This is a genomic window from Glutamicibacter sp. JC586 (genome assembly GCF_009805585.1).
GTDB lineage: Bacteria > Actinomycetota > Actinomycetes > Actinomycetales > Micrococcaceae > Glutamicibacter.
In genome coordinates this window covers 406,183-424,989 of sequence record NZ_VHIN01000002.1, presented here as the reverse complement: position 1 = coordinate 424,989, position 18,807 = coordinate 406,183, and the positions used below count along the sequence as shown (strand labels likewise).

13 protein-coding genes are annotated in these 18,807 nt (G+C 54.3%); 11 read left to right on the top strand and 2 right to left on the bottom strand.

Going from position 1 to position 18,807, the window contains the following annotated elements; translation table 11 throughout:
- Positions 1-23: 23 nt before the first annotated feature.
- The 7 genes from mtrA to secA all read left to right on the top strand — a co-directional run bounded on the left by mtrA (position 24) and on the right by secA (position 9,908).
- Positions 24-704: an MtrAB system response regulator MtrA gene (mtrA, locus tag FJV47_RS02125; protein ID WP_159609572.1), complete on the top strand. Its 681-nt coding sequence runs from the start codon at positions 24-26 to the stop codon at positions 702-704.
- On the top strand, positions 701-2,506 hold the full coding sequence (mtrB, locus tag FJV47_RS02120; protein WP_159609570.1) for an MtrAB system histidine kinase MtrB: 1,806 nt from the start codon (positions 701-703) through the stop codon (positions 2,504-2,506). The genes mtrA and mtrB overlap by 4 nt, the downstream gene beginning before the upstream one ends.
- The gene (locus FJV47_RS02115; RefSeq protein ID WP_159609568.1) at positions 2,506-4,209 is read left to right on the top strand and encodes an LpqB family beta-propeller domain-containing protein; all 1,704 of its coding nucleotides are present in this window, start codon (positions 2,506-2,508) and stop codon (positions 4,207-4,209) included. Before mtrB ends, FJV47_RS02115 begins: the two co-directional genes overlap by 1 nt.
- Before the next feature lie 254 nt (positions 4,210-4,463).
- Complete coding sequence (locus FJV47_RS02110) at positions 4,464-5,066, top strand: ComF family protein (RefSeq protein ID WP_159609566.1); 603 nt, start codon at positions 4,464-4,466, stop codon at positions 5,064-5,066.
- 168 nt (positions 5,067-5,234) lie between these two features.
- Positions 5,235-5,933, top strand: coding sequence for a ribosome hibernation-promoting factor, HPF/YfiA family (hpf, locus tag FJV47_RS02105; protein WP_159609564.1), 699 nt, complete (start codon positions 5,235-5,237; stop codon positions 5,931-5,933).
- Between the two features lie 20 nt (positions 5,934-5,953).
- A complete protein-coding gene (locus tag FJV47_RS02100; RefSeq protein ID WP_255474734.1) occupies positions 5,954-7,126 on the top strand; it encodes a winged helix-turn-helix domain-containing protein in 1,173 nt (390 codons plus the stop codon).
- 133 nt (positions 7,127-7,259) lie between these two features.
- Positions 7,260-9,908, top strand: coding sequence for a preprotein translocase subunit SecA (secA, locus tag FJV47_RS02095; RefSeq protein WP_159609560.1), 2,649 nt, complete (start codon positions 7,260-7,262; stop codon positions 9,906-9,908).
- Here secA and FJV47_RS02090 read toward each other — a convergent pair.
- Together FJV47_RS02090 and FJV47_RS02085 are read right to left on the bottom strand one after the other, a co-directional pair.
- A complete protein-coding gene (locus tag FJV47_RS02090; RefSeq protein ID WP_159609558.1) occupies positions 9,905-10,441 on the bottom strand; it encodes an Rv3235 family protein in 537 nt (178 codons plus the stop codon). The two genes, secA and FJV47_RS02090, sit on opposite strands and share 4 nt — an antisense overlap.
- A 41-nt stretch (positions 10,442-10,482) precedes the next feature.
- Positions 10,483-11,202 carry a LysM peptidoglycan-binding domain-containing protein gene (locus FJV47_RS02085; RefSeq protein ID WP_159609556.1) on the bottom strand — a complete coding sequence of 240 codons (720 nt, stop codon included), beginning with the start codon at positions 11,200-11,202 and terminating at the stop codon, positions 10,483-10,485.
- Positions 11,203-11,324: 122 nt separating this feature from the next.
- On the opposite strand from FJV47_RS02085, the gene FJV47_RS02080 reads away from it, so the two are divergent.
- From FJV47_RS02080 to FJV47_RS02065, 4 genes are all read left to right on the top strand, one after another.
- Complete coding sequence (locus FJV47_RS02080; protein WP_159609554.1) at positions 11,325-11,885, top strand: hypothetical protein; 561 nt, start codon at positions 11,325-11,327, stop codon at positions 11,883-11,885.
- 91 nt (positions 11,886-11,976) lie between these two features.
- Positions 11,977-12,639 carry a hypothetical protein gene (locus FJV47_RS02075; protein WP_159609552.1) on the top strand — a complete coding sequence of 221 codons (663 nt, stop codon included), beginning with the start codon at positions 11,977-11,979 and terminating at the stop codon, positions 12,637-12,639.
- Complete coding sequence (locus tag FJV47_RS02070) at positions 12,636-13,907, top strand: P-loop NTPase (RefSeq protein WP_159609550.1); 1,272 nt, start codon at positions 12,636-12,638, stop codon at positions 13,905-13,907. Before FJV47_RS02075 ends, FJV47_RS02070 begins: the two co-directional genes overlap by 4 nt.
- An 87-nt stretch (positions 13,908-13,994) precedes the next feature.
- Complete coding sequence (locus tag FJV47_RS02065) at positions 13,995-18,803, top strand: NAD-glutamate dehydrogenase (protein WP_235026303.1); 4,809 nt, start codon at positions 13,995-13,997, stop codon at positions 18,801-18,803.
- The last annotated feature ends 4 nt before the right edge of the window (positions 18,804-18,807 follow it).

Here is an 18,807-nt window from a genome sequence, read left to right as displayed (position 1 = left end):
CAACGGTTGCAGGGGGACAAGGGATGAAAGCACGGATTTTAGTCGTTGACGATGATGAAGCATTGTCGGAAATGATTGGTATCGTCTTACAAAATGACGGCTTTGACGCCGCGTTTTGTTATGAGGGTTCAGGCGCGTTGGAAGCCTTCCGTGAATTTAACCCAGATCTGGTCCTTCTTGACCTGATGCTGCCGGGCATCGACGGTATCGAGGTCTGCAAGCAGATCCGTGCCGAGTCGGACGTTCCCGTGGTCATGCTGACCGCTAAGTCGGACACAGCTGACGTGGTTCGCGGGCTAGAATCTGGGGCCGACGATTACGTTCCTAAGCCTTTTAAGCCGGCCGAATTGGTGGCACGTGTGCGTGCACGCCTTCGTCCGAATGAAACCCACGCGGCGGAAACTCTGCAGGTGGGAGAAGTGTCAATTGATGTTGCCGGCCACCAGGTGACCCGCAACAATCAGGCGGTGTCATTAACCCCGCTGGAATTTGACCTTCTGGTCACCATGGCTCGCAAACCGAAGCAGGTTTTCAGCCGCGAACAACTGTTGGAAGCTGTATGGGGATATCGTCACGCTGCCGACACCCGCTTGGTCAATGTACACGTTCAGCGTTTGCGCTCAAAGATCGAGCTTGATCCAGAAAAGCCTCAGATTATCCAAACCGTGCGCGGGGTGGGATATAAGGCAGGTTCGGCAAGTTGAGTTCACACACGTCGACCGGTAAAGAGTTGGTTCCGCTCGACGTGTCTGTCCACGCTAAGCCCAAACGCTTTACCATCGCCAATCTCCGTTCTTGGATCAGGCGCCCCTGGATAGCATTGAAGCTGCGCTGGCAGCGTCATTTGATTTATCGCACCGTGATTTCCACGTTGCTTTTTACCACCCTTGCCCTACTGGCCGCCGGAGCGTTCCTGTCCAATCAGATCGCCTCCACTTTGTACGATGAGCGCGTCAGCCAGATCTCCAAGGAATCCGAGCGTGGCCTGACCCAGGCCCGCTCCATCCTTGAATCGGCATCCACCACCGACCGTGCCTCCACTCAGGCCCTGGTGAATTCGACCTTGGCCTCGCTTGAAGGCGACGGGGCGACCGTGGTCCGAGACTTTGTGCTGATGCCGATCGCCGGAGACCAAAGTCTCTACGTTGGCCCCATGGCTTCGGGATCGTTAACTACCCGAGTGATTCCGCAAGACCTGGCCGAAAGCGTAGCCGGGGAACAGGGAATTTACTGGCGCTCAGTTGAACTTGGCAGCGCCGACCAGGCACAGCCCGGGTTGGTTGTTGGTACCAAAGTATTGATTCCACCGGGCCGCGAATACGGACTCTACCTGGTTTATGACCTCTCCAGCGTGCAAGATACGTTGGAGTTCATTAACCGCGCGCTGTCCTTCACCGGCCTGATTCTGCTAGTTGTCGTGGGTTTCGTTGCGTGGTCCGTAGCACGTACCGTGGTACGGCCTGTGGCTGATGCTGCCTATGCTTCCGAACGCATCGCCTCCGGTGATTTGGATCGACGAATGAAAGTCGAAGGCAAAGACGAGGTGGCTCGACTGGGTACTGCCTTTAACCACATGGCCCAGTCCTTGCAGGAGCAGATTACTCAGCTGAATAACCTCTCTGCGATGCAACAACGATTCGTCTCCGACGTTTCTCATGAATTACGTACGCCACTGACCACGGTGCGCATGGCTGCCGAGGTGATTCACGATGCGCGCGAAGACTTCGACCCTTTGACCTCACGCTCTGCTGAGCTGATGTACAACCAAATTGAACGTTTCCAGCACCTGCTGAACGATCTACTGGAAGTTTCTCGCTTTGACGCGGGTGTGGCTGTATTGGATCGAGAGTCCACAGACCTGAATTCGATCGCGCGCAAGGTGGTTGACACCGCGACGCCGGTGGCCGATGACTATGGTTCGATCATTCGTCTCAGTGCGCCTGCAGAAGGTTGTGTTGCAGAAGTTGACCCGCGTCGCGTGGAACGCATTATTCGAAACCTGGTGCTCAACGCGGTAGAACACGGCGAAAGCAATCCCATCGACATCACCATTGCTGAAAACCATTCGGCGGTAGCGGTCACCGTACGTGATTACGGGATCGGTATGAGCGAAGAAGCCACCCAGCATGTCTTTGATAGGTTCTGGAGAGCGGACCCTGCTCGTAAGCGAACCACTGGCGGATCTGGTTTGGGACTATCCATTTCCATGGAAGACACTCGGCTTCATGAAGGCCGGTTGGAAGCCTGGGGTAAGCCCGGCGTGGGATCAGTCTTCCGGCTGACCCTGCCCAAGGCTGAAGATCATGAGATTGATTCTTCGCCGCTTCCGCTGGAGCCAGCGATTTCTGAAGCCATCCTCAATACGGTCGGGGACAGTTTCCCGCTGACAGGTGAAGTTCCCAAGATCGGCTACACGCCGTTGATTCTCACGTCCGAAATTGAAGAAGACGACGACGTGACCGATCCACAAAACAGTAGCTCCGAATCTAAGAAGGAGCGCAACTAGTGAAAAACAAAGCACTCTTTTACCTGTCGACTCTCCTAATTTCTGTCTTGGCCTTTACCGGTTGCGCTGCGATTCCACGATCATCCGGTGTTCAACAGCTAGAAGCCGGCGAAGAAGACACCAGCGGTACAACTTACAGCTATACGGCGGAAGGACCAGCCGACGGGGCGGACGCACGTGAGATTGTGGATGGCTTTGTCGAAGCTGGCCGTTCAGTCGCTGAAGATTACGCCGTCGCTCGCGAGTACATGAGTGCCGATTTGCGCAATACCTGGCGTGGAGACACGCAGACGTTGATTTACGAAGCCTTCAACGTTGTTAATGGTGCGGATGCGAATCAGTACACCATCCAGTTGGAAATTACTGGGGAAGTTGACGCCCAAGGGGTACGAACCAACTATCCGAACCACAGCACTCGTGCGGTGGATATCAAGGTAGCCAAGATCGATGATCAGTGGCGCATCGTCGAGGCACCCAACGGCACCATGCTCGAAGCTTCCACTTTCACGAAGATCTTTGCCGCCCAGACCTTGTACTTCTACGATGCGAGTTATTCCTATCTCGTCCCGGATATTCGGTGGTTTACTTCCGGTTCTGGAACTACGACGTCCATGGTTGAGGCTTTGTTGAAAGGCCCTGCACCGTATCTACAGAACGCTGTGGTTTCTGCTTTCTCCTCGGCTAGCCAATTGGTGCGTTCTGCTGTCCCAGTGCGCGATCGGCAAGCAACTATCGATCTAAATTCTGATTCATTCACCGATACCACGGACACCACGCTGCTACTGATGAAACAGCAAGTTGAAGCGACGCTGACCGGCCTATCCTCGGTGGACTCGGTCAAGATGCTCCGCGAGGAAAACGATGTTAATCTGGCCAGCGAAGATTCAAAGATCGAGCCTGCACAGATCAACCCGAGCACCCAAGATACGTTGATCGGTGTTTCAGACCAAGACTTGGTCTACGTCAAAGGGCGCTCGATCATTCCAGTAGGTGGTCTTCCTGACGTTTCCGCTTATGATCCACGTGACCCCGCGATGTCTCCCGTAGGCAATAGCTACGCCTTCCTCAACGATCGCCGAACACAGCTGTGGGGGATCAATGATAAAGGCCAGCTTCGACTCGAACTGCGCGGCCGAGATTTGATTCAGCCAACCATGGATGTGGCCGGGTGGACGTGGACTGCCGATAACGGGGCCGAGACTCCGATCATGGCCATACCGAAAGACACTGCCAGCAAGGGCGAAGCTCGCCCCATCGACGTAGCGTGGCTTGAGGGCGCAAACATTGACTCTTTCCGCATCTCCCGTGACGGTGCCCGCGCATTGATTGTAGCTACGGAAGGGTCATCCACGTCCGTGTATGTTGCAGGCATCATTCGTGATGCCGAGGGAGTGCCACGTGGCTTAACTGACACGCCCATGAAGATCTACCCGGAAGTTCCGGTCAACACCGCGTTGTGGGATTCGGATAGCTCAATTATCGTCGCCAAACTCGAAGATTCTGAAGCCGTCGAAGCCGCCCAGATCACCTTTGAAGGCGGCAGTGAACATCTACAGTTACTACTGGGGATGATTGGCATTGCTACCGGTGTCGGTGGTGGGCGTGAAGTATACGCACAGACCAAGGAAAAGCTGTACACGCGGGTCGGAAATTCATGGCATGAGCTAGATGACTTCGCGCAGGACGTTTCCTACCCGGGCTAGTTTCCGATTTCGTCCACAATTGACGCACATTTTTTCTGCCAATTGCTCTGGCGCGTTTAGGGTGAGCCATGGAAACCTCTTGGAACTGGTTGCGCCGCGTTGACGAGCTTTGTCAGCGTAGGTCAATACGCTGGCTTGGCTTTGGTCTACGGGAACTTTTCAACTTCTTGATCCCCACCAGCTGTGCGGTGTGTTCACGAGCCGATTTTCGCTTGTGTCCAGAATGCCGGAGAGAAATACAGTCCCAGCTCTTCATGCCTCCCTTGCCCGATGGTCATCAACACTATGTCGAGTTGCCTTTGCTGGCGCACCAGCTATCGGTGAGCTCGTGCGGGATCTATGGGAAAGAATTGGCTCGTGCGGTCTTGGCGTTCAAAAATAAGCAACGGTACTTTTTGAGGACTGTTTTTGCCCCGTACCTGGCAGCGGTCATCAACGCCAGCAGCATTCCACAACCAGGTCAGGTACCTACACTGATTGTTCCCGTTCCTAGCTCTCTAAAGGCCGTGGGCCAACGCGGCTATTCACCAGTGCTCTCAATACTTCAACAAGGGATGCGAAACGGACTGTATTCGGAGCAACTGGTTTGCCGTTCGGTTCTGCACTATCGCGTTCGCTCAGCATTTGGGGGAGCGCAGAAACTCAAAAGTGGCTCTGCCCGTCGCGGATCCGGTAAACATTTTGTTGCTGAGCGTGCACCGGTTTCGGGAGCGCCGATCATCCTCATCGATGATGTTCTAACCACAGGCTCAACTCTGCGACATGCCGCAATGGCATGTCATGAAGCCGGATATGACGTGACACTTGCCGTAGTTTTGGCGCTGACAAAACCGCCAAATCAGGAGCCTGAACAGTGATTTCGCTGAGCGCGATAGGAATTTTGGGCTCGGAGACTTGAATCTTGGCCGTGGTGGCCTAAGGTGAAGTATGGGTTGCATCACAGATGCAGCGAAAAGCCCATCTTCAGTCCGGAAGGATGGAATTTCCGGACTGTTGTGTCACCCGACTCCCTATTGGAGGACACCATGGAGCTGAATTACAGCGGACGCAATATCACCATTTCGGATCGTTTCCGTGAGTACGTGGATGAGAAGATAACCAAGGTTGACCAGCTGGCCACTAAGGTGCAACGCATTGACGTCAAGGTCCTCAAAGAATCACATGCCCGTGACCAGAGCACGGCGCTGTCCGTTGAATTGACCGTTGTTGGCCGTGGCCCGGCCATTCGAGCTGAAGCTCGTGGGGCTGACAAATTCGCAGCTTTTGACATCGCCTTCGCCAAGCTGCTTGAACGCTTGCGCAAGGCTCGCGACAAGCGCAAGGTTCACCGTGGTAACCACACACCAGTGGCAGTACACGAAGCAACCAGTACCTTGCCTCCAGTCTCTAGCGATAAGTCACTCGTTGAAGAGACGCTTGCGTCGCAGAAGGCCGCTGAGGCTGCCGAAGCTCAGACCGAGGCTGAGTACTCGCCTGTGGTCATTCGTCGCAAGTCCTTCCCTGCAGAAGTGATGAGCGTTGACGACGCAGTTGACCGCATGGAACTTGTTGGCCACCCGTTTTACCTGTTCATTGATGAAGCCACGGGTGAACATGCAGTGGTCTACGGACGCACCCAGTACCAGTACGGTGTGATCTCGCTTGACCCATCACTGGAATCTGACCAGGAAGCCACCACGGAGACCCGCGGGTACCGTGACAAGGCCCTAGCGACTGAGGGCTAATCATTAGTACCCCAAGCACAGTGGGCGGCCACCGCGTCCTGAGCCTCAAACAAGCTCGACGGATCGCGTTGGCCGCCCAAGGTCTGTCTCGTGGCAGAACGCAACAAACAATATCCGCGCGAAAACTAGTCAACACAGTCCAGTCAATTGCGCAGCTACAAATTGATTCCGTAAACGTGGTTCGACGCGCCCACTACATGCCAATGTTTGCGCGTTTAGGCGAGTACGACATTGAATCTCTCGATGGCATTCTGGCGACTGCAAAAAGTCCGCTAACCGAATACTGGGCCCATGAAGCCTCTGTGGTCAGTGCCGAACTCGTTCCAGACTTACGTGTTTGGCAACGTCGCACATGGATCGATAAGTCGGATAAGTTTTCCGCGGAGCAGCACGATCTCTCTGAACAAGTACTCGAATTCCTAGCGAAGAATCCTCGTTCTAGTGCGCGCGACATCAGCCAGGCGTTAGATGTCGCACCGGCCAAGTCTAAGGAGCATTGGGGGTGGAACTGGAATGACACCAAATACGTCACCGAGTCGCTTTTCGCCCGGGCGAAAATACTCACCTTGGGGCGCAACACCCATTTTGAACGACGATACGCCTTAGCCGAAGACGTTCTTGCCACTCCTATCGAAGTTGATGAATCACACCGTCAGGAAGCCTTAGAACGTCTCATTCACCGTTCTCTTGCTGCCCAAGGCATAGCCACGGCTCACTGCGTTGCTGAATATTTCCGTCTGCCTATCAAGGATGTCAAAGCTTATTTGACGCAGTTGGCCGATGTTGGACAGATCGAGCGTGTGCAGGTGCGGGGCCTTAGCGAAGTTTGCTTTATGCCTCTGGGAACAAAGATCCCACGACGCATTGAAGAAGATCTTCGACTACTCTCGCCCTTTGACTCGATGGTCTTTAACAGGCGCCGACTGGAACGGTTTTTCAACTTTGAGTATCGGATAGAAATCTATGTTCCGGAACCGAAACGACGCTACGGATACTATGTCTTCCCGATGCTGCTCGGAGAAGAATTTGTTGGTCGTGTAGACCTCAAAGCAGACCGTGCCCGCGGTGTTCTACATGCCAAGAGTGTGCACTATGAGCCGGGGTGCCAGGTTCGCGCAGAAGAGCCATTACGTGTTGAACTTGAACGCATGGCCCGATGGCTGAAGCTGGAAAACATACAAATTGGCCTGTGAAAGGCCTGTCCATCCTATTGTTGTTCGCTACAAGAACAGCGGTCATCTACGGGAAATTGCCAGAAGCGCTGATTTCCTCACGTAGACTAAAGACGCCAGAAAATACTGTGCTTGAGATATTGGGAGCTACCACGTGGCATCATTGCTAGAACGTATTTTGCGTACCGGCGACAAGAAGACCCTAAAGGTTCTTCGTAAGTACGCCGACACAATCAATACGTTGGAAGTCGAAATTCGCGAACTTTCAGACGAAGAGCTCAAGGGCGAAACCGATAAGTTCCGCGAACGTTTGGCTAACGGTGAGACGCTGGATGATTTGCTCCCCGAAGCATTCGCAGTGGTTCGTGAGGCTTCAGACCGCGTTCTTGGCATGCGCCACTTCGACGTTCAGCTCATGGGTGGTGCAGCTCTGCACCTAGGTAATATCGCTGAAATGCGTACCGGTGAAGGTAAAACCTTGGTCGCTACAGCACCGGCCTACCTCAACGCACTGGCCGGTAACGGCGTGCACGTGGTTACCACCAACGACTTCCTAGCCCAGTACCAGTCGGATCTTATGGGCCGTGTCTTCCGTTTCCTCGGTCTGTCCTGCGGTTGCATCTTGGCGAATATGAAACCAGAAGATCGCCGCAAGCAGTATGAAGCCGACATCACGTACGGTACGAATAATGAATTCGGCTTCGATTACCTGCGCGACAACATGGCTTGGAGCAAGGATGAACTTGTTCAGCGTGGCCACAACTTTGTCATTGTCGATGAGGTTGACTCGATCCTGATCGATGAGGCTCGAACCCCACTGATCATTTCCGGTCAGGCCTCAGGTGACGTGAACCGCTGGTACACCGTCTTCTCGAAGATCGTTTCCACGCTCAAGCGCGAAGACGACTACGAAGTTGACGAGAAGAAGCGCACCATCGGTGTTCTGGAATCGGGCATCGAAAAGGTTGAGGACTACCTCGGCATCGATAACCTCTATGAAGCCAACAACACTCCGCTTATCGGCTTCTTGAACAACGCCATCAAGGCCAAAGAACTGTTCAAGAAGGACAAGGACTACGTCGTGGTCAACGGCGAAGTCATGATTGTTGACGAGCACACTGGGCGTGCATTGCAAGGCCGCCGCTATTCCGAGGGCATGCACCAGGCTATTGAAGCCAAGGAAAGCGTCACGATCAAGGCGGAGAATCAGACTCTGGCCACCATTACGCTGCAGAACTACTTCCGCATGTACGACAAAATTTCGGGCATGACCGGTACGGCGCAGACCGAGGCCGCGGAATTCATGGGCACCTACAAATTGGGTGTTGTAGAAATTCCTACCAATAAGCCGGCAATTCGTAAGGATCAGTCCGACTACATTTACAAGAATGAAGTCGCGAAGTTCAACGCAGTGGTCGAGGACATCGCTGAACGTCACGCTACTGGACAGCCAGTGCTTGTTGGTACCACCAGCGTCGAGAAGAGCGAGTACCTCTCGCGGCTACTGTCCAAGAAGGGCATCCGTCACGAAGTTCTGAACGCTAAGCAGCATGCCCGCGAAGCCGCCGTGGTGGCCATGGCTGGTCGAAAGAGCGCCGTGACCGTATCCACCAACATGGCCGGTCGTGGTACCGACATTATGCTTGGCGGTAACGCGGAATTCCTTGCAGTTGCTGAGATGGAACGTCGCGCTCTCGACGCAGAGAACAACCCAGAAGAGTACAATAAAGTTTGGGATGACGTCTTTGCTAAGGCAAAGCAGACCGTCGCCAAGGAATCCGTAGAAGTCGCCGAGCTCGGTGGACTGTACGTTCTCGGTACCGAACGCCACGAGTCGCGTCGCATTGATAATCAGCTGCGTGGTCGTGCCGGCCGCCAGGGCGACCCAGGCGAATCACGCTTCTACCTGTCGATGACCGATGATTTGATGCGACGCTTCAACTCCGGCATGGCAGAGCGCATCATGAACAACCCATCGATGCCCGAAGAGGTGGCATTGGAATCCAAGATGGTTTCCCGTGCCATTGAGTCGGCACAGGCCCAGGTTGAAGGCGTCAACGCTGAACAACGTAAGAACGTGCTGAAGTACGATGACGTGATGAACCGCCAGCGTGAAGCAATCTACGCTGATCGTCGAGCCATCCTTGAAGGTGGTGACCTTGAAGAGAAGGTGGGTCACTTCCTTGAGGACGTCGTCAAGGCCATGGTTCTGGAAGCTACCCAGGTCGGTAATCCAGATGAGTGGGAGCTGAAGTCCCTGTGGACCAACCTGAAGCAACTCTACCCAATCGGTATCACCCTGGATGAGGTTGTTGAAGAAGCCGGTGGAGTAAGCCACCTCTCCAGTTCATTCCTGGAACGTGAAATCCTTTCGGACGCTCAGTACCAGTACGAGGAGCGCGAAAAACGCGTTGGCTCCTCGACCATGCGAGATCTGGAACGCCGAGTGGTGCTCTCCACCATTGGTCGTAAGTGGCAAGAACATCTCTACGAGATGGATTACCTCAAGGAAGGCATTGGCCTTCGTGCCATGGCGCAGCGTGATCCGTTGGTTGAATACCAGCGTGAAGGCTACACGATGTTCCAGACCATGATGGAGGGGATTCGAGAGGAAAGCATCGGCGCCCTGTTCAACCTTGATATTCCATCGGGTTCAGAAGCTGCTGAAGAAAACCCAGTGATTGACGAATCGGCCAAGCCTAAGAACCTCCAGTTCACCGGCCCCGACGAAGACGGTGAAGCCAGCACCAAGCGTGCACCGGCGACAAGTAACAAGAAGAAAAAGAAGTCCAAGCGTAACTAAATTAGTTCCACGTCGGTGACTTGCCAGCGTCCGTGCCATGGCTCAATTTTGAGAGCTACGGCACGGACGCGGTCTTTAAAGCCAATGATGGCTGTGCATTCCCACGCGCCAGACAAGCACCTGTCCAGGTGTAGCGACATGATGTGACCATGCGCTGTTCCGGGCACTGGGTCTACCGTGTAGCGGGACGTTTCTAGTAGCGCCCTACGCCGCAATTTATCGATGCACTGTGGTTCAACAACAAAAGCCAGCTGGCTCACGCTGCGGTAACCAGCGACGATCTCAAATACCGCGCGAGCAACGGAGTACGAAATCTCCACCACGGCCCGACGCTCTGGCCGGCAAATCTCGTTGCGGCGAAAGATGTTGTCCATAGCGCGGCTCAGATGTGCTGGTGTGACACGTGGTTCGGATTGCGTCGATGTGCTCGTGGCTGCGGTTAGGTCATTTTGGAGCGCGGTGTCCTGAATTTCGAGGTCTGAACCTAGTAGCTCTTGGCCGATGGTTCGAGGGGTGAGAGTGATGGTGCTCATGATGACTCCTGATGGCGTGTGGATTAGTGACGACGGGCGCGTTAGCGCGTGGGTGGTAACTCAATGACGGTGCCGGGCATCAGTTGGTCGGGATTTGCACCGATGGTTCGTTCATTGGCCTTGTAGATTTGTGGCCAGTAGGTAGCTATTTCTTCGACTGTGGCTTGGGGGCCGAGATGTTTGGCGCAGATGCTCCATAACGAGTCGCCTTCGGCTACTACCACGTCTGTTCCAGTTCTTGCTGATTCGCGCTTTGGGGGCGTTTTCGGCGAGATCAAGTTATTCATCGGTACGCTGACTTGTTCGGGAAACCACTGAGCATTGGGAACACTTTGATACTCAACTCCCGTTCGTTCGGGTTGGACATTCTTATCGGCGCTTTGTACCGAGGCTTGACTGTCCATGGGTGCTACCGGGGTCGCGCTGGCCGCGATTGCGGTCGACAAAGCGATCGAGGTACCGAGTAAAGATCCGAGCACGTTACGAGTGAACTTCGGTGCGATGTGCTGGAAGAAGAGAATGACCGCCAGATGTTGACTTCTCAATGCCCAGATGAGTAAACGACGCGCCAGGAAGTGCATGCCACACATACCGGCAAGGAAAAAGGTAGCCAGAGTGAGCAGCAAAAGTATGTACGAGCCTGGATTCGTGGCCGCACTGAGTGCGTGGAATTCCGTAATCCACTGAATACCCACGAAGACAAGGACCGCGCCCGCTGCGATGAATAGGAACAGGATGGCGATGACCCGGGTCGAACACATTCAAATCACTTCCTTAGTGACCGTTTGATGCAATTTGATATTATTTGATAATGATAATGACACTTTGAGGTGAATTTGTGAAGAGGGTGTTGAAACAAGTTTTTGTCTCGTACAGTTGCCACATGCGCTGGGATTCACTCTTTGACGATTTAGAAGCTCAAATGGCCGAGCAAGATCGCGCTCAAATGCGCGACGAAATTTCTGAAAACATTCGCATCGAGCGTTCAACGGCAGAACTGATTCACACACTCTCGCGTTTTCAGGGTCAAGAACTTACGATCCACTTATCGGGGGAGAGCGAAGTCCGGGCCGCTTTGGGCCCCATCGCTGTCGACTACCTCTGTCTAGAAAGTGAAAGTACTCAATGGGTCATTACCAACCGCGTAATTCAGTCAATTTCACTGCCAAGCAAGAACGGCGCAGGGATAGACCGGCGTCGACAGATCAAGTCCATTAGGTTCTCCAGTGTCATTCGAAGCCTGCTGCGCGACCGATCAAGATGCCAGGTTTATGGCCACGATGGGCGTGCATTAGCCGAAGGTACGTTGGCACAGGTGGCCAAGGACTACTTGATGATCGCTGTCCATCCGCGCGACGAATTTGCGCGGGCTGGTGACATCTCAGGCCGCCTGCTCATCCCGTTAGATTCCATTGGATGGGTCGTAGCGACAAAGCTAAATTAGTCCACAACTGTGAAAAGGTCTTCTCTCCGGGCTCAAGTTGTCGTAGGCTCACGATTCATAAACACATCCAGCGGCGGAGGGTTGAGCCTTGATGAGTGACCAAGTTGTCCAAGGTGAACGCGCAACAAAAGCTGCGCGCGTGCGTCGACCAGGATGGAAGGACCCTAGACTGGCTCTGGGCGCTGTACTCGTGCTCGCCTCGGTGGCCGGGACCACGTATCTGGTGGGTGCCATGCATGAAACAACCACGGTTTATGTCGCACGTTCAAACATCACTCTCGGCGAACAGCTGACCGATGAAAATCTAAAAACTCAAGAAGTTCAGTTAGGCGATACCGCCGGCAGATATCTACATCCAGAGTCAGGGCTAGATAAGAATTCTCGCGTCAACACATTTGTTAGTGCTGGCGAACTGATTCCAATGACCTCTGTGACGCAAAGCGAACTGGGCTCTCGAAGACCGATCAACGTTGAGCTTCCGGCGGACTTGAGTTCATCTATTGCTCCAGGAAGTTTCGTGGATGTGTGGATTGCCAAGAAAGAGTCTGGAGGAAACAGCTATGGGGTCCCAGAGAAGCTGTCGTCTATGGTCGAAGTGGCCGCCCGAGTAGAAAGTGGCGGGGGATTGGTCGACAGACAAGGAACTAACTTAGAGCTTCTGGTGGAACCAAACCAACTTGAACCTTTGCTCCAGGCCTTGGCCAATGATTCACGAATTATCGTTATCTACAACCCTGCAGGAGCAACACAGTGAGCATCTCGGTCGTGGTGCTGGGTGACCAAGAATCTATCGTTAGACAGATCGAGGGGTACCAAGGCGAGCTCATCGTCACCAGGGTTTGCGCCGATATGGCCGAAGCCGTCGCAGCTTGCTCGGACGGTGCCGCCGACGTCTTGCTCGTCGCCGATTTTCAATTGGTTCCGCCCATGGAACAAGTTGACGACTTGCTAGCTCATCGCACGGCCATAGTTTGCCTGATTGATAGCCCCACGGATCTACACCCTCTGCCCGATGTGTTGCAGGTTCCTGCGGACATTGCCATTTCTGAGCTAGAACAGCGAATCGTGGCGACTGTCCTGTCGTTGAAACAGCCGCAGAGTGCACAAAAGAAAACCAACCCCCACGAGGCTGGTCGGGAACAACGCGCCTCAGGAAAGATCGTTAGTTTTTGGAGCGCACCTGGATCGCCCGGACGAAGTACGATCGCGTTGAACTACGCAGTGGAGTGTTCGGCAGCAGGGAAGAACGTGGTGTTGTTGGACGCTGATACTTATGCGGCGTCAATATCGATTCAACTGGGTCTGATGGACGAGTCAGCCTCAGTTGCCCAAATCTGCAGAATCATAGATTCGGGTAGCGTGGATATAGCTCGACTCAACGCCGCGTGCTCGCTAGTTCAGGTCGCCGATTCAACGATCAGAGTTGCCACCGGAATTCCACGTTCCAGCAGATGGCCCGAAGTGCGAGCTTCAGCACTGCGCCGTGCTTGTGCGGTATTCAAGGGGCACTACGATCTCGTAGTCGTCGACTTGGCACCGCATATAGCTATGGACGAACAACTGAGCTTTGATACGCAGGCACCGCAACGCAATGCGGTGACTGTAGAAATGCTTCAGTGTTCAGACGAGATTTTTATGGTCGTCAATTCAGACAGTGTAGGTATTCCACGAGCAATTAGAGCCATTGATGAACTCGAGGAATCCTATGCCGACATTCACCCAAAAATCGTCTTCAACAGGGTGAGTGTCTCCAGCAGCGGACGCAGTCCAAAACGTCGCTTGATCGAAGCATGGGATCGCTTTGGTCCAATGCACGACGTGGTTGGCTTTATGCCTAATGACAGTGCAGTCTGCAGTGCGTCAGTGTTAGCAGGAAGCCCTTTGTTGGAGATTGCACCAAAGAGTTCATTGCGTTCTGAAATCCGGTCCTTGACCGGCATAAAATCTACGGATCTGCCCAAGAAACGGGCAATACGTCGATTTAGGAAGAACTCACGGACCTCGGGTGCAAAAACCGGGTAGGGTTGATAAGACTAGAGGTCCGCAACGGCGCGGGCCCATCGAACTTTGTTCTTGGAGGGCGTTCAGTTGAACTCGTCGGAATCCAGCATGTCAGAATCATTCATGGATGCGACTCTCACCCCAAGATTGGTGAGCGAGTACTATAGCCAGATTGCGACCGAGGATGTGGCGGCCTACCGGCCCGACGAACTCGAATCGCGTGTGGCTGCACACCTAGAAATCGGTTATGAGCGCGAGGCGGACACCCCGAACGTCGCAATCACCCGAAACAACGGAATCTCCGTAGTACACATCGTCACTGATGACATGCCATTCTTGGTTGATTCGGTTACCGCAGCTTTGGTGCAGCTCAACTCACCAATCCAGCTCGTTGTTCATCCGACCTTTGTGGTCTCACGTGACGACAATACAGGCGAGATCGTAAGAATTAGCCACGCTGGACTACAGCACGTGGCAAGCGGCGACACCGCAGCACTCTCGGATCTGAGCACTTTGATCTCGGCCGGTTCGGCCACTCACGTCGAGTCATGGATTTCCATTGAGCTTGCCCGCGAACTGAACGACCAACAGGCACAAGAACTGGTAGAGCGTCTCTACAGTGTTCTTGCCGATGTACGCGTCGCAGTTAACGACTGGCCAGCCATGCTGGACCAGGCTAAGAACATTGCACAGTCTCTGCCACAGACCGCTCACGCCGAACAGATCGCGGAACTGTCTCAGGCAGCGGAATTGCTCGACTGGATGGCTGATGGGCAATTCACTTTCCTGGGATACCGTGAATATGATCTGGAGTCGGTGGACGGCGAAGAAGTTCTCGTCGCTCGGCCCAGCAGCGGACTGGGACTCATGCGTGAACTTGAATCGCAGGGCCCGCAGCACCTGACCAAGCAGGGGCGGATCACCGCTCGCGATAAGAGCGCGCTGATTATCACCAAGGCTAACTCCCGTTCCACCGTCCACCGCGGCGTGTACCTGGACTATGTCGGGGTCAAGAGCTTTGATGCGAACGGCGAAGTCAATGGTGAGCGCCGCTTCATCGGCCTGTTCGCGTCCAGTGTTTACACCTCCAGCGTTAAAACCGTCCCGGTCGTTCGCGAGAAGGTTCAGGCTGTCCTTAAGAGCACCGGATTCGCTGTGAACTCGCACTCCGGCAAAGACATCACCACGATTTTGGAAAGCTACCCACGTGACGAGCTGTTCCAGATTTCCGTAGCGGATTTGACCCAAGCCGCCTTGGGCATCCTGCGACTTCAGGAACGTCGACGCACCTCAGTATTCCTTCGCACTGATGACTACGGCCGTTTTGTTACCGCCATGGTGTTCTTGCCACGTGATCGATTCTCCACAGACGTTCGACTGCGTGTCGAGCAGGAGTTGCAGGAAACCTTCAACGCGGACTCGGTGGAGTACGAGGCGCAACTGGGTGCCGGTGCGCTGGTTCGCTTGTTCTATCGCCTACGTTTGCAGCGCAATGTTGCAGCACCACAGGTGGATCGTAACGCCTTGGAAGATCGAATCGCCAAGGCAGTACGTTCCTGGTCGGATGCGATCGTAGACACCGCCCGTACGAATCTCGAGCTGGGTGACGCGAACACTCTATCCAATGCTTGGGCTGAGGCCTTCCCGGCCGCTTACAAGGTGCAGTTTGAGATTGAAGACGCCTTCAAGGACGTCAACCTGCTAACTACCCTTGACCAAGAGACCGAAAGCGGTCCGGTCGTGTCCTTCTACGACCCATCTACCCGTGACGAAAAATCATCGGTGTCCAAACGGATGAAGATCTTCGTGACCCGTCCGTTGTTGCTCTCACGGATTCTGCCGGTTCTTCAAGACCTTGGTCTGGATGTAGTCGATGAACGACCTTACGAATTGAACCCGGAGGGCATCGGTCAGCGCTACATCTATGACATGGGCCTAAAATTCGATGATGCCATCGATTTTGAAGCCGTTGAGACCAAGCTCGCCGAAGCCTACAGTGCGGTAGTTCGTAACGCTGCTGAGTCCGATAGTTTGAACGCCCTGGTCCTACGTGAGGGCATCTCATGGGAGCAGGTGGCCATGTTGCGCGCCTACGCCCACTACCTGTTGCAGCTGGGTGTGCCCAACTCGACCGGGTTTATCGCCAACACCCTCGTGGAGAACGCTTCGGTCACTCACAGCATCGTGGAGCTTTTCCAGGCCACCTTCGACCCGGCGCTGAGCCGCGAAGAATCTGAGGCGGCCCGTGAATCGGCAAAGAATAAGATTGCTGAAGCACTCGAAGCAGTACCGACCTTGGACGCCGACACATTGCTTCGCCGTTTTGTGAAAGTGATCGAAGCGACCCAGCGAACCAACTACTTCACCAAACATCAGGCGTTGGCGTTCAAACTCGCACCAGAACTGATCGACTTTGCGCCATTCCCACGCCCGAAGCACGAACTGTGGGTTTACTCGCCACGTGTTGAAGGAACGCACTTCAGGTTTGGAGCCGTCGCTCGCGGCGGTCTGCGTTGGTCCGATCGCCGAGAAGATTTCCGCACCGAAGTTTTGGGACTGGTCAAAGCCCAGATGGTTAAGAACTCGGTGATTGTTCCTACCGGCGCCAAGGGCGGTTTCTACGCCAAGCAACTGCCTAATCCTGCACAGGATCGTGGAGCATGGATGGAAGAGGGCAAGGGGGCCTACAAGGTCTTCATCAGCACTTTGCTGCAGCTCACCGATAACATGGTCACCGACACGGACGGGGAACACATTGTTGCACCAGAAAACGTTGTTCGTCGTGATGGCGATGATTCCTACCTCGTTGTCGCTGCCGATAAGGGCACTGCAAGCTTCTCCGATATCGCCAACTCTCTCTCAGCTGAGAAAGGCCACTGGCTGGGGGATGCCTTCGCCTCAGGCGGCTCCGTGGGCTACGACCACAAGGGCATGGGCATCACCGCACGTGGAGCTTGGGAATCAGTCAAGCGCCACTTCTTCCAGCTTGGTGTAGATACTCAGCGTGACGAGTTCACCGCAGCCGGTGTGGGCGATATGTCCGGTGATGTTTTCGGTAACGGACTACGCCGTACTCCTACCGTCAAGCTGGTGGCAGCCTTTGATCACCGTGACATCTTCTTGGATCCAACGCCTAACGCGCAGGTAGCTTTTGACGAGCGTCAGCGTTTGTACGATCTTCCTCGCTCCAGCTGGGCGGACTACAATAGGGAACTTATTTCTGCTGGTGGTGGCGTGTACTCGCGCACCCTGAAATCGATCCCGATTAGTTCTCAGGTTCGTGAAGTCTTGGGACTGGACCAGTCCACGACCAAGATGAGCCCTAACGAATTGCTCAAGGCGATCCTCTCGGCTCCTGTCGACCTGTTGTACAACGGCGGTATTGGCACTTACGTCAAGGCAGGTTCCGAAACCAATGGCCAGGTCGGTGACCGTGCCAATGATGCAATCCGCATTGACGGCAAGGATCTGCGTGCCAAGGTTGTTGGTGAAGGTGGCAACTTGGGCATGACCCAGTTGGGCCGTATTGAGGCTGCAAGCAAGGGCGTATTGCTGAATACTGATGCCATCGATAACTCAGCTGGTGTTGATACATCAGACCGCGAAGTAAATATCAAGATCTTCGTTGACCGTCAGATCTCAGCGGGTAATCTCAGCCCTGAGGAACGCACCGATTTCTTGTTGTCGATGACTGACAATGTCGGCGATCTTGTGTTGAAGACCAACTTTGAACAAAACGTGTTGTTGCTCAACGAGAAGCATGCAGCGCAAACTTGGGCTCCAGCTTATGAACGTTTGATGCAGTGGCTTGAATCTGCTGCTGATCTTAACCGTGAGTTGGAATTCTTGCCTAGTACTGCGCAGCTCGAAGAGCGTCGGGCAACGGGTGGAGCCATGACGACACCGGAACTTTCGGTGCTTGCAGCCTACTCGAAGATTCAATTGGCTAATGCGTTGACCGAGTCAAATATCGCTGAAGATCCGTACTTCGCGCAGATCTTGCGTGGATACTTCCCAGAGCAGCTCGTTGAGCGTTTTGGAGACCAGCTGCAGGACCACCCGTTGCGTAAGGAAATCATTGCGACGGTGGTTGCCAATGATGTGGTCAACGTTGGCGGTATCACCTACGTCTTCCGCGCCATGGAAGAAACCGGCGCCAACGAGGTCCAGATCGCTAAGGTCTTCTGTGCTTTGCGTGAGATCTACGGTTTTGACCGTCAGTTTGATGCGATCAATGCTCAGCCGGCCGGGACCAGCTTGGATCACTGGGGTCAGCAGCACCACGACATGCGTCGATTGCTGGACCGCGCCACCCGTTGGTTCATTAACGGTGTAGACGAGCAGCTGCTCGTGTCTGAAGCGGTCAATCGTTTTAAGGACACCGTCACCGAACTACGCAAGGCACTGCCGAGCATCCTTCGTGGAAACGACCTTGCGCGATTCAACGAATGGCGTGACGAAGCACTGGGCTACGGTATTCCAGAGCTTCGGGCAAGCATGTGGGCTACCCAGTTTGAGTCCTTCGCCCTGTTGGATATCGCTCAGTACGTGCACCGTACTTCGGTCTCGGCCATGAAGGTAGCAGAAACCTACTTCGTGCTTTATGACCTATTCGGCGTGGATAGTTTGCTGAATCGAATCACACGGTTGCCTCGCTCGGATCGCTGGCAGGCTCTGGCCCGTGCAGCGATGCGCGACGATTTGTACACCACCATCATGGATCTGACTGGCAATATCTTGGACGCGCATGGCGATATTGACGATCCTGCAGAGCGTGTTGCTGCGTGGGAAGACGTTAACGCGGCTAACCTTGATCGTGCGAAGACAATGTTTGCTGAAGTGAACAGCCTCGAACGAGACGATATGGCGTCTCTGTCCGTTGCCCTTCGCCTGTTGCGTTCCATCGTACGAAGGTAAATAT

What these genes read in the sequence shown, in the direction of transcription:
- mtrA (WP_159609572.1), top strand. Translation starts at nt 24, where the DNA reads ATGAAAGCACGGATTTTAGTCGTTGACGATGATGAAGCATTGTCGGAA.
- FJV47_RS02110 (WP_159609566.1), top strand. Translation starts at nt 4,464, where the DNA reads ATGCCTCCCTTGCCCGATGGTCATCAACACTATGTCGAGTTGCCTTTG.
- hpf (WP_159609564.1), top strand. Translation starts at nt 5,235, where the DNA reads ATGGAGCTGAATTACAGCGGACGCAATATCACCATTTCGGATCGTTTC.
- FJV47_RS02090 (WP_159609558.1), bottom strand. Translation starts at nt 10,441, where the DNA reads ATGAGCACCATCACTCTCACCCCTCGAACCATCGGCCAAGAGCTACTA.
- FJV47_RS02085 (WP_159609556.1), bottom strand. Translation starts at nt 11,202, where the DNA reads ATGTGTTCGACCCGGGTCATCGCCATCCTGTTCCTATTCATCGCAGCG.
- FJV47_RS02080 (WP_159609554.1), top strand. Translation starts at nt 11,325, where the DNA reads ATGCGCTGGGATTCACTCTTTGACGATTTAGAAGCTCAAATGGCCGAG.
- FJV47_RS02075 (WP_159609552.1), top strand. Translation starts at nt 11,977, where the DNA reads ATGAGTGACCAAGTTGTCCAAGGTGAACGCGCAACAAAAGCTGCGCGC.
- FJV47_RS02065 (WP_235026303.1), top strand. Translation starts at nt 13,995, where the DNA reads ATGTCAGAATCATTCATGGATGCGACTCTCACCCCAAGATTGGTGAGC.